Origin of the sequence: Aurantibacter crassamenti (assembly GCF_016811105.1) — a bacterium.
Taxonomy (GTDB): Bacteria; Bacteroidota; Bacteroidia; order Flavobacteriales; family Flavobacteriaceae; genus Aurantibacter_A; species Aurantibacter_A crassamenti.
Window position 1 is genome coordinate 1,028,705 of the sequence record NZ_JAFBGM010000002.1, and the last position, 12,041, is coordinate 1,040,745.

12 protein-coding genes are annotated in these 12,041 nt (G+C 34.8%); 8 read left to right on the plus strand and 4 right to left on the minus strand.

Translation table 11 applies throughout. The features are described 5' to 3' along the window. Positions 1 to 54 precede the first annotated feature (54 nt). Positions 55 to 2,505, minus strand: a complete 2,451-nt coding sequence (gene lon, locus JQC67_RS17060; protein ID WP_203254120.1) for an endopeptidase La — start codon at positions 2,503 to 2,505, stop codon at positions 55 to 57. A 297-nt stretch (positions 2,506 to 2,802) separates the two neighbouring features. Here lon and JQC67_RS17065 point away from each other — a divergent pair, with 297 nt between their 5' ends. The 4 genes from JQC67_RS17065 to JQC67_RS17080 are packed head-to-tail and all read left to right on the plus strand — an operon-like array spanning position 2,803 to position 5,826. Continuing rightward, positions 2,803 to 3,354 (plus strand): RNA polymerase sigma factor, encoded by a 552-nt coding sequence (locus tag JQC67_RS17065; RefSeq protein WP_203254121.1) that lies wholly within the window; start codon positions 2,803 to 2,805, stop codon positions 3,352 to 3,354. 2 nt (positions 3,355 to 3,356) lie between these two features. After that, the gene (locus tag JQC67_RS17070) at positions 3,357 to 3,923 is read left to right on the plus strand and encodes a hypothetical protein (RefSeq protein ID WP_203254122.1); all 567 of its coding nucleotides are present in this window, start codon (positions 3,357 to 3,359) and stop codon (positions 3,921 to 3,923) included. A 55-nt stretch (positions 3,924 to 3,978) separates the two neighbouring features. Then, entirely contained in the window at positions 3,979 to 5,067 is a 1,089-nt protein-coding gene (locus JQC67_RS17075; protein WP_203254123.1) for a hypothetical protein, read from the plus strand. 33 nt (positions 5,068 to 5,100) lie between these two features. After that, positions 5,101 to 5,826 carry a head GIN domain-containing protein gene (locus tag JQC67_RS17080; protein WP_203254124.1) on the plus strand — a complete coding sequence of 242 codons (726 nt, stop codon included), beginning with the start codon at positions 5,101 to 5,103 and terminating at the stop codon, positions 5,824 to 5,826. A 28-nt stretch (positions 5,827 to 5,854) separates the two neighbouring features. On the opposite strand, the gene JQC67_RS17085 is transcribed toward JQC67_RS17080, so the two are convergent. Together JQC67_RS17085 and JQC67_RS17090 are read right to left on the minus strand one after the other, a co-directional pair. Beyond that, positions 5,855 to 7,198, minus strand: a complete 1,344-nt coding sequence (locus JQC67_RS17085; RefSeq protein ID WP_203254125.1) for an MFS transporter — start codon at positions 7,196 to 7,198, stop codon at positions 5,855 to 5,857. A 71-nt stretch (positions 7,199 to 7,269) separates the two neighbouring features. After that, a complete protein-coding gene (locus JQC67_RS17090; RefSeq protein ID WP_203254126.1) occupies positions 7,270 to 8,079 on the minus strand; it encodes a M48 family metallopeptidase in 810 nt (269 codons plus the stop codon). A gap of 254 nt (positions 8,080 to 8,333) precedes the next feature. On the opposite strand from JQC67_RS17090, the gene JQC67_RS17095 reads away from it, so the two are divergent. The 4 genes from JQC67_RS17095 to JQC67_RS17110 all read left to right on the plus strand — a co-directional run bounded on the left by JQC67_RS17095 (position 8,334) and on the right by JQC67_RS17110 (position 11,574). Next, positions 8,334 to 8,912: a collagen-like triple helix repeat-containing protein gene (locus JQC67_RS17095; protein ID WP_203254127.1), complete on the plus strand. Its 579-nt coding sequence runs from the start codon at positions 8,334 to 8,336 to the stop codon at positions 8,910 to 8,912. 125 nt (positions 8,913 to 9,037) lie between these two features. Next, positions 9,038 to 9,541, plus strand: a complete 504-nt coding sequence (msrB, locus tag JQC67_RS17100; protein WP_203254128.1) for a peptide-methionine (R)-S-oxide reductase MsrB — start codon at positions 9,038 to 9,040, stop codon at positions 9,539 to 9,541. Between the two features lie 286 nt (positions 9,542 to 9,827). Further along, a complete protein-coding gene (lpdA, locus tag JQC67_RS17105; RefSeq protein ID WP_203254129.1) occupies positions 9,828 to 11,219 on the plus strand; it encodes a dihydrolipoyl dehydrogenase in 1,392 nt (463 codons plus the stop codon). A 73-nt stretch (positions 11,220 to 11,292) separates the two neighbouring features. Beyond that, positions 11,293 to 11,574, plus strand: coding sequence for a DUF3817 domain-containing protein (locus JQC67_RS17110; protein WP_203254130.1), 282 nt, complete (start codon positions 11,293 to 11,295; stop codon positions 11,572 to 11,574). Here JQC67_RS17110 and aroQ read toward each other — a convergent pair. After that, the gene (aroQ, locus tag JQC67_RS17115) at positions 11,566 to 11,982 is read right to left on the minus strand and encodes a type II 3-dehydroquinate dehydratase (RefSeq protein WP_203254131.1); all 417 of its coding nucleotides are present in this window, start codon (positions 11,980 to 11,982) and stop codon (positions 11,566 to 11,568) included. The two genes, JQC67_RS17110 and aroQ, sit on opposite strands and share 9 nt — an antisense overlap. Positions 11,983 to 12,041 lie beyond the last annotated feature (59 nt).

A 12,041-nucleotide genomic window follows, 5' to 3' on the forward strand; every position in this document is an offset into this window, starting at 1 on the left:
ATAGTCAGAAATGATTAGACCATAGCTTCCGAATATAAACTCAATGTAAAATTTTTACAATTTCTTCGGATTAACCACTTTTTTATCAATGATAGCAATATCAATAACCTCATGCATATTAGTAACATAATGAAATTTCAATCCTTTTAAATAATCCTTCTTTATTTCTAGGATATCTTTCTCATTGTCCTTACAAAGAATAATTTCCTTGATTCTCGCTCTTTTAGCCGCCAGAATTTTTTCTTTGATACCTCCAACCGGAAGCACTTTACCACGTAAGGTTATTTCACCAGTCATAGCTAAACTACTCTTTATGCGTTTTTGAGTAAAAAGTGACACCAAAGAAGTTAGCATAGTTATACCTGCGCTTGGTCCATCTTTAGGGGTAGCACCCTCTGGCACGTGAATATGAACATTGTATTTACCAAAGACTTCTGAATTTATTCCGAATCTATCGCAGTTAGACTTTATATATTCCATTGCAATGGTAGCCGACTCTTTCATCACCTTACCAAGGTTACCTGTAATATTTAGTGTGCCCTTTCCTTCTGATAAAATTGATTCAATAAATAAAATATCACCACCAACACTGGTCCATGCTAAGCCTGTTACAACGCCGGCAACATCATTATTTTCATACTTATCTCTTTCAAGACGAGCAGGGCCAAGCACTTTTTCTATGTCAGCACTCGAAACTTTAATATCATACTTTTCATCAGTTGCAATTGATTTTGCTGCATACCGTACCGTTTTCGCAATCTGCTTTTCCAAATTACGTACGCCTGATTCTCTTGTATAGCCTTCAACAATTTTCTCTAATTGTGGCTTACCTATTTTCAAATCTTTGGCAGTCATACCGTGCTCGGCCAACTGTTTTGGCAATAAATGTCTTTTTGCTATTTCTACTTTTTCTTCAATAGTATAACCAGAAACATTGATGATTTCCATACGGTCACGTAATGCTGGCTGAATAGAAGAAAGGTTATTGGCTGTTGCAATGAACATGATTTTAGATAAATCATAACCCATTTCTAAGAAGTTATCATAGAACTCGCTGTTTTGCTCAGGGTCTAAAACCTCTAACATTGCTGATGAAGGATCACCTTGATGACTATTCGAAAGCTTATCGATTTCATCTAAAATAAACACTGGGTTTGAGGTACCGGCTTTCTTCAAGCTTTGAATGATACGCCCAGGCATAGCACCAATATATGTTTTTCTATGTCCACGTATTTCAGCTTCATCTCGTAAACCACCCAAAGACATGCGCACGTACTCTCTACCAAGCGCTTCAGCTACTGACTTGCCCAATGAGGTTTTACCAACTCCAGGAGGTCCATAAAGGCATAAAATCGGTGATTTCATATCATTACGAAGTTTAAGTACAGCCAAATATTCAATAATACGGCGTTTTACATCTTCTAAACCATAATGATCGCGATCTAATATTTTTTGAGCCCGCTTTAAATCAAACTTATCTTTTGAAAATTCATTCCAAGGTAAACCTATAAAAAGATCTAAATAATTTCTTTGAATAGAATATTCTGCAACCTGCGGATTCATACGTTGCATTTTCGCAAGCTCTTTATTAAAGTGCTCACCTACTTCCTTCGTCCACTTTTTGGCCTTAGCAAGTTCACGCATTTCATCAATCTCCTCATCATTAGAAACACCACCCAATTCTTCTTGAATAGTTTTCATTTGCTGATGAAGAAAATACTCTCGTTGCTGTTGATCCAAATCATTGCGTACCTTCAATTGAATGTCATTACGCAGCTCTAATCGCTGCATTTCAACATTCATATATTTTAAGGTAGCCAACGCCCGATCTTTTAAATTCCCTATTTCCAACAACTCTTGCTTCTCTTTAACTGCCAGGTTTAAGTTAGAGGACACAAAATTTATCAAAAACGAGTTGCTCTGAATATTCTTAATAGCAAAAGACGCCTCACTTGGTATATTCGGGTTATCCTTGATGATACGCAATGCTAGCTCTTTAATAGAGTCAATGATTGCGAGAAATTCTTGACTATCTTGACCTGTTCTTTCTTCGGTAGTTTCGCGAATAGTTGCCGTGATATAAGGGTCTTCAGTTAAGACTTCAGCAACTTCAAAGCGTTTTTTACCCTGTATAATAACAGTTGTATTACCATCAGGCATCTTGAGTACTCTTAGAATTTGAGCAACAGTACCTAAAGTATTGATATCTTTTATCTTTGGATTTTCAGTATCCTCATCTTTCTGAGAAACTACTCCAATTACTTTAGACCCACTATTAGCATCTTTAATCAAATTAATTGATTTATCTCTACCAGCAGTGATAGGTATAACTACCCCCGGAAACAATACAGTATTACGTAAAGGCAATATTGGAAGGGTTTCCGGCAAAGATTCATTATTCATCTCCTCTTCGTCTTCAGGAGTTAATAACGGAATTAATTCAGCTTCGCTTTCGATATGCTGTAAAGACACATTGTCAATATTTATGAATTTTGTTCTTCCCATAATCAATATAGTGCGCCAATCTGTCATTTAGACCAACGTGGTTATTATCTGTTCTCTTCTCGTAAAACTTGCTAAACTTCAATATGACATAAGATTGCCACAATTTAAAGCTTCAAATTCTCTTAATTAAGACAATTGTTGTGCCATAAGCCAAGGAAGTGAAAAAATGCCATACTCCGTAATTAAAATTGCCAAAATCGATAAATGTGCTTGTATTTTCGGCATCCACCCAAAAAATATTTCGATAAGTGTAACAATCACTAAATTGGGTAATCTTTATATCAAACAACAACCTTTTTGAGCCAACATATTGAACATATTGACAAGCTGTTACAGTTATGTCTTAAAGGGAGCCAAACCGCACAATTAGAAATATACAATCGCTATTATAAAGCAATGTATAATGCGGCTTTGCGCATCGTAAAAGACACGGCTGAAGCCGAAGATATCATGCAAGAGTCATTCTTGAGTGCATTTACAAAATTGCACACATTTAAGGGTGAAGTTGCTTTCGGAGCCTGGTTAAAGCGAATTGTAGTCAACAATAGCATATACCAGTATAGAAAACAGCAGAAAAAGAATGAAGTAGATCTTGAAAATGTAATGTACAAGGTTGAAGATAATGATGGAATTGTTTCGGATCATGTGTTTTCAGAACAAAAGGCTCAAAAAGTGATGGAAACCATGAAACAATTAAAAGACAATTACAGAATTTCTTTGACCTTACATTTAATAGAAGGCTATGATTATGAAGAAATTAGTGAAATAATGAACATGAGTAATGCAAATTGCAGAACTACTATTTCAAGAGCAAAAGAAAGTCTAAGAAAGAAAATTTTAAGCGCATAACGATGCAAGACAACAAATTAGAAAATATATTCAAAGAACTAGAGGGCCACTTTGACACCGAAGAGCCTGCTACAGGTCATGAGTTTAGGTTTCTCGAGAAACTAAACAAGGAGTCAAAAGTGGTTGATTTGAATAAAACTAAGTTCAACTGGTGGAAAACACTATCAATAGCTGCATCAATCGCAGTACTAATAGCAGTAGGTTTTGGCATTTTCAGCAATACTTTAACGGTTGAAGAACAAGTTGCTGAAATTTCGCCTGAAGCGGCAAATACACAATTCTATTTTGCCAATATTATTGAAGAACAAGTAAAGCAGTTAGAAAATGAAAGCACCCCTGAAACTCAACAAATAATCTCAGACACCATGTCTCAGCTTAAAAAACTAGAGTTAAACTATAAAAATCTAGAAAACGAACTATTAAAAGGTGGTAATAGTAAACTCATACTGAGTGCTATGATTACTAATTTTCAAACAAGAATTGATCTCTTAGAAGAGGTTATGAACCAAATTGAATCGATTAAAACACTAAACAAATTCAATGATAATTTGAGTCAATCTGTCCTTTAAAAGTTAAGAATAGAGACAAAATAGCATATCACATAAAAAAATAATCCCAATATAAATGAAAACATTTTTACTTAAATACACAGCACTGTTAATTCTCACAATGCCTTTGGTAATGTCAGCCAATTCTACAGAATTAAAAGGCAAGCACACCAAAGAAAAAACAATTAAAAAAGAATTTAATGTGAATTCTGACGCGCTACTAAAGGTTAAAAACAGCTATGGCAACCTTAACATTACTTCTTGGAATGAGAACCGAATACTCATTGAAGTACATATTATAACCAATGGCAACAATGAAGATAAGGTTCAGCGAAAGTTAGATGAAATTAATGTTGACTTTGAAAATAGCAGTAGCGTAGTTTCTGCTAGAACATTTTTTGGCAGTAAAAGCAGTAGTTGGGGCTGGAACTGGAGTAATAACAACGTAAACATGCAAGTAAATTACACCATAAAACTACCTGTAAAAAATAGTGTTCACTTAAATAATGACTATGGAAGCATTATTCTTGATCGAATAGATGGGCATGCAAAAATCAGTTGTGATTATGGCCGCCTTGAAATTGGTGAATTAAGAGGAAGAAATAACGAGTTAAAGTTTGACTATACATCAAATTCAAGTATAGAATATATGAATAGTGGCACCATTGAAGCTGATTATTCAGGATTCACATTAGGCAAAACAAAAGATATTACCCTTGATGCCGATTACACAAACTCTACCATAAAGCAGATGGAGAATTTAAAATACGACTGCGATTATGGTAAACTAGAAGTAGACATGGCTAATAATATATCGGGCGATGGCGACTATTTAAATGTTAGACTTGGTACAATTCACGGCAATGTTGAAATTAATGCAGATTATGGACAATTAAAAATAGAAGAAATGGCTGCAGATGCCGGAAACCTTAACGTTGTTAGTGATTACACCGGAGTTAAAATGGGATACAACGCTGCATATCATTTTAATTTTGAAATAGATATAGAATACGGGGGTTTTAACGGCAAAGAAGAACTCGAGATAAATGTTAGTAATATTAAATCAACTTCAAAATATTACAAAGGTTATCACGGTAATCAAAATAGTGGCAATTCGGTATCAATTAGTAGCGACTATGGCAGTGTAACATTCCATAAAAATTAAACATCAATCAATTTAAATAAAACAAACAGAAAAATGAAAAAATTAGCAATTTTAAGTTTAATAGTACTTTGCAGCATTTCATGTACTGCACAATGGGGAAAAAAGGTGAAAGGTAATGGTGATAATACCACCATAGAAAGATCAGTCGGTGACTATGATAGAATAGGTATTTCAGGCTTCTTTGATGTAGACTTTGTATCAGGCCAAGAAGGAGAAATTACCTTAAATGGTGAATCTAATTTACTAGAACACATAGTTACAGAAGTGAAAAACGGCCAACTAAATATTAAAGTTGAAAAAGGATATAATTTAAGTCCCTCTTCATGGAAAGACGGTATTCACATCACTGTACCTATTGAAAGTATTGATGCCGTGGCACTTTCTGGTTCTGGTGATATTGTAGGCAAAACTAAGATCAAGTCAAAAAACTTTAAAACAAGTATGTCAGGGTCTGGTGATATCACCTTAGAAATTGATGCAGATAACGTTTCATCAGCAATGTCTGGATCAGGAGATATTAAACTAAGTGGTAGAGCAACAAACTTTGATGCCACTATATCAGGTAGCGGAGATATTGCAGCTTATGCCCTAGAAGCTGATAATGTTGAAGCAACAGTTTCTGGCTCAGCAAATATTGAAGTTACGGCAAACAAATCGCTAAAAGCTAGAGTTTCAGGATCAGGTGATATCGATTACAAAGGCAACCCAGAAAAGGTAGATACAAAGTCAGCTGGATCGGGTGACATTACCAAAAGATAAAAGCAATCAAAATCAAAAAACGACGCAATCATTCCCCGTCCACTTTTAATTGTGGATGGGGTTTTTTATTTACTCGTAGCAACATTACTGCCCCTATAAGAAAGAAAACACCTAAAAAAATAATTGCATTTCGCATATTGCCAGTAACCTGTGCTACATAACCATATAAAAATGTTCCGATAACAATACCTATTTTTTCAGCTACATCAAAAAAGCTAAAAAACGAGGTAGTATCAGTGGTATCAGGTAAAAATTTAGAATATGTTGATCTTGACAACGCTTGTATACCGCCCATAACAAGACCCACACAACCAGCAGCAATATAAAAATCTATTGGGGTAATTACATAATAAGCGTATATGCATAAGGCTACCCACAAAATATTTATTACCACCAAAGTTTTAATGTTTCCGAAAACCTGCGATGCTTTAGCCGTTACTGTTGCTCCAAGAATTGCAACTAATTGAATAACTAAAATACTAATGATAAGCCCCATGGTTCTTTCATTATCAGAACCCCAAGCAATTTCTTCTTCACCAAAAAAAGTAGCAATGAGCATCACGGTTTGCACTGCCATACTGTAAACGAAAAATGCACCCAAATAACGTTTCAGTTTTACGAGTTCACCCATTTGGTGCCATACCCCTTTTAACTCTTTAAAACCATTTAGAATAATGTTCTTTCCATCAGATTCGGTTTTATTTCCTAAAGGAAGAAAATAGAAACTAACCTGACTAAAAACTATCCACCAAATACCAACAGTTACAAACGAATATTGCATTGCCTTTAACTCAGCTAATCCACCTTCATCACTTACAATTCCGAATAAGTCTGGTTTCATGACCATTGCCAAATTCACAAGCAATAATAACACACTACCGATATATCCTATAGAATAGGCTTTAGCACTAATGGCATCTTGTTGTTCTGGGTAAGCAACATCTGGCAAATAAGAATTATTAAATGCCAAACTGACCCAAAACCCCACTAATCCGAAGAAATAACAAATCAATCCGAAGTAAATATTTTCCAAAGAGAACCAATTGAGACCGATACAAGAAAACGCCCCTAAGTAGCAAAAGAATTGCATAAATCTCTTTTTATTACCTAGGTAATCAGCAATACCTGATAAGAGTGGAGTGATTATCGCTATAAAAAGAAAAGCTGCAGAAGTTACGTAACTTATTAAAGGAGCTCTAGCAATCTCACCACCGAATATTGTTACTTTTTCCACATTGGCCGCTCGAAAAAGCGCACCATAAAAAATAGGAAATATAGCAGAGGAAATAACTAAGTTATAGACCGAATTGGCCCAATCATAAAATGCCCATGCATTGAGCAATTTCTTACTTCCCTTGATTGGTTTGGTCATTGTTGGTTAAATAAAAAACCGTCTACCAATAATTGGCAGACGGCTCTAAATATACGATTTAAACTTTATTGCTACTGAAATTTAGTGACTCCAAATTTAGCTGCTTCCTGTTTTGCTGCAGGCGCCCATTCTGTTAAATTATTAATTCTAGTATCATTAGAAGGGTGTGTACTCATAAATTCTGGTGGTGCTTGTCCACCACTATTTGCTTTCATTCTTTTCCAGAGTTGGGCAGCTTCATCAGGGTTATAGCCAGCAATTGCCATAATTTGCAAACCAATACGATCCGCCTCTGTTTCATGACTTCTACTAAAAGGTAACATACCTAAAACATTAGAACCTAACCCGTAAGCCTGATTAAACATATTTCTTTTATTTGGATCTTGAATTGCAACATTACCCGCTACTGCACCTATTTGCTGAAGTGTACCAGCACTCATTCGCTGAGCACCATGATCTGCAAGTGCATGGGCAACTTCATGACCCATAACTACAGCAACACCTCTTTCAGTTTGTGTAATTGGCAAAATACCTGTGTAAAAAACAATTTTACCACCTGGCATGCACCAAGCATTAACAGTTTCATCTTTAACAAGATTGTACTCCCATTTATAATCTTTAAGATACCCTGGATAACCATTTGCAACTAACCAACGTTCAGCAGCCGATGATATTCGTTGCCCAACTTTAGTAATCATTTTTGAATCTGCTGAGTTTTCAATCACATTATTCTCAGTTAAAAACTGATCATATTGAGCAAATGCCATCGGGAAAACTTGACTATTAGGGTAGAAATTCAAAACCTTCTTACCCGTAAACGGATTAACTTTACATGCGGCAACGGTCAAGAAAATGACCAATACCAATACTATTTTTTTCATGGTGATAGTGTTTAATTTAAATTCCAATATACAAAAATTTGTGGTTTAAGAAAGTTAGATTACAAAACCTTTTTTCTATTTAGCTTGTGTAAAATCAAATTTTATACCATATTTTAAAAATTTATTAAAACATTGATTATCAATTAAATAAATACGAAATCACAAACTACAGCTCATTTGCTCTAGAAAAGTGGAACGCTTTTTGAAATGGTCTAGTTAAGTTTGAAAAACAATACGAATTAAAATTATATATTATGAAAAAGGCTACACTACTTTTCACATCACTTATTACTTTGTTATTTATTTCATGTACAGGTCCTGAAGGCCCTCCGGGTTTTGATGGTTTTGATGGCCCACAGGGTCCCCCAGGTCAAGACGGATTAGATGCTGAAATTGGGAACGTTTTTGACGTTGTTGGCGATTTTACAGCTGAAAATGATTATCAAATTTTAGTTGATTTCAATGAATCTGCACCCACTTTGGAAGTATTTGAAAATGATGTAGTTCTTATTTATATACTTTGGGATCAGACCGTAGATAATAATGGTGAAAATGTTGATATCTGGCGCTTAATGCCCCAAACATTAATTCTTAACCAAGGATTACTTCAATACAATTATGACCATACATTTTTAGATGCAAATATCTTTTTAGAAGCAGATTTTGATCTTTCAACATTACCTTCAGCAGATACAGACGAGCAAATATTTAGAATCGCCGTTTTACCTGCTAATTTGGTGGCAGGGTCAAAATTAGACAAGTCGAATATTGCAAATGTTTTGCAGACATTGGGAGTTGAAGAAAATAACATTCCGAGAATAAAAGTGAACTAATACTACTTACTTTCGTATATATAAGCCCTGAATGCAATTTTGCAAACGGGGCTTAAATTTGTCCATTATTCATACTTTTGAAAGGAAACCTATAGGTTTGCGACAGACATTTAAAATAAAATACTATGATAATTAATAAGTTAACTCTAATTATTGCCTTAGCCTTTATTGGTTGTAACGGTGTTTCTCAAGAAAAAAAAGACTCTAATAAAGTTGATGAAAAAAAAGAAACTTTCGCTGTCACTAAAACTGATGCAGAATGGCGAAGCTCTTTAGATGACATGCAGTATTATGTATTGAGACAAGCTGGTACAGAAAATGCATTTACTAGTGAATTGTTAGAAAACAAAGAAAAGGGTGTTTATGTCTGTGCAGGATGTGGAACCGAACTATTTAAAAGCAAACACAAATTTATTTCTGGCACGGGTTGGCCTAGTTTTGATAGAGAGATAAAAGGGAATGTTTCTTATGATGTAGATTATAAAATTGGATACAAACGCACTGAAGAACATTGCGCAACCTGTGGTGGTCATTTAGGACATGTTTTTGATGATGGACCAAAAAAAACCACCGGAAAAAGACATTGTATTAATGGTGCTGCATTAAAGTTTGTGCCAACTACAAAGTAATTAGTTATTGACTAGTTAATAAGCTTTAAAGAATTCAAAACATCTTAATCACTGTAAAACTAAGAAACCAATCATGGTTCTAAAGTTGTTGTTTACTACTAAAAACAACATAAGTATGTATTGTCTTAAAAATAAATATAAGGTCAAAACAGACATTTGATTCTCTTCTTTAATACAACTCCTTCACTTATCAATCGTAATTTGTGATTTGCCACAAATGCTGTTCAAAAATGATTTTGCTTTTGTACCTTTGCATCTTGTTAATTCAGCTATAAAAACTACAGAAATGAGCAACTTCGATGTTATTGTTTTGGGCAGTGGGCCCGGAGGATATGTAACCGCTATCAGAGCGTCACAATTAGGATTAAAAACTGCAATCATAGAAAAAGAAAGTCTTGGTGGTGTTTGTCTTAACTGGGGTTGTATTCCAACAAAAGCTCTTTTAAAATCAGCGCAAGTTTTTGACTATTTAAAACATGCCTCAGATTACGGACTTATAGCTGAAGGTGTTGATAAAGATTTTGATGCTGTTGTTAAACGTAGCCGTAGTGTTGCTGATGGTATGAGCAAGGGTGTTCAATTTTTGATGAAGAAAAACAAAATTGAAGTCATAAAAGGTTACGGAACATTAAAACCAGGTAAAAAGGTTTCTGTTAAAGGTGATGACGGAAAAGAAACCGAATATAGTGGCAAACATATTATAATTGCTACTGGTGCACGTAGTAGAGAATTACCTAGTTTACCACAAGATGGTAAAAAGATAATTGGTTACCGTGAGGCAATGAGCTTAAAAGAACAGCCTAAAAAAATGGTTGTTGTTGGTAGTGGAGCTATTGGTGTAGAATTTGCTTATTTCTATCAAACCATGGGTACTGAAGTTGTTGTTGTTGAATATCTACCCCATATTGTACCTGTTGAAGATGAAGACATTTCAAAGCAATTGGAACGTAGCTTAAAAAAGGCCGGAATTAAAGTGATGACCTCTTCAGAAGTTACTCATGTTGATACTTCCGGTGACGGCGTAAAAGTAAATGTAAAAACTTCAAAAGGTGCTGAAATAATTCCTGCTGACATTGTTCTTTCTGCTGTAGGTATTAAATCAAATATTGAAAATATTGGACTTGAAAATGTAGGTATCAAAACAGATCGAGATAAAATATTAGTAGATGCTAATTACAAAACTAATGTTGAAGGCTACTACGCAATTGGTGATGTTACGCCAGGCCAAGCTTTAGCACACGTTGCATCTGCAGAAGGTATTTTATGTGTTGAAAACATTGCCGGAATGCACGTTGAAGCATTAGATTATGGAAATATACCAGGTTGTACGTATTGTATGCCAGAAATTGCTTCAGTTGGCTTAACTGAAAAACAAGCCCGAGAAAAAGGTTTAGACATTAAGGTTGGAAAATTTCCTTTTTCTGCAAGTGGAAAAGCAAAAGCTTCAGGAGCATCTGACGGATTTGTAAAAGTAATTTTTGATGCTAAATATGGAGAATGGTTAGGATGCCATATGATAGGTGTTGGCGTTACAGATATGATTGCTGAAGCGGTTGTTGCAAGAAAGTTAGAAACAACAGGTCATGAAGTATTAAAAGCAGTACACCCCCACCCTACTATGAGTGAAGCTGTTATGGAAGCTGTTGCTGATGCATATGATGAAGTAATTCATTTATAAAATATAGTATTGAGTAGCTAGAACATTCTAATCTAGCTACTCCTATTTTACTTACCTCTTAATTTTTAGAAACATGCGCACAGCTTTTCGTATTACGGCCATATTAGAAGGTATCTCATATCTGGCACTTTTTGCTGTAACCATGCCGTTAAAATATATGGCAGGCATGCTGATGCCAAACAAATATGTTGGTTACGCACATGGCATTTTATTTATTGCCTATATACTACTTGCTGTACTTTACTGGTTTCAAAAAAAGTGGTCAATTAAAAGGCTCTTCATCCTTTTAATTGCCTCATTGTTACCATTTGCTACTTTTTATGTAGAAAAAAAGTATTTGACTAAATCAGTCTAAAAAACTTTGTATTGCTAAGTCATAACTTTGAAGTCCGAAGCCTAAAATAACACCTTTAGCTACCGGAGAAATATAAGAGACATGCCTAAAATCTTCACGTTGATGCGTATTTGAAATATGCACTTCAACCACAGGTGTTTCCACAGCTTTTATTGCATCACCTATGCCCACCGAAGTATGTGTATAGGCTGCCGCATTAAGTATTACGCCATCATGAGAAAATCCAACTTCTTGAATTTTACCAATAATCTCACCTTCAATATTAGATTGAAAATATTCTAATTGAACATCTTTAAATTTAAATTGTAATTCTGTAAAGTAATCCTCAAAAGTCCTGTTACCATAGACTTCGGGTTCACGCTTACCAAGAAGGTTTAAATTGGGGCCATTTATTATTATCAACTTCATAAGGTAAAAGTATCAAATACAGAGCGATAAAAAAAGTGCTTATATCGCTACATAATAAA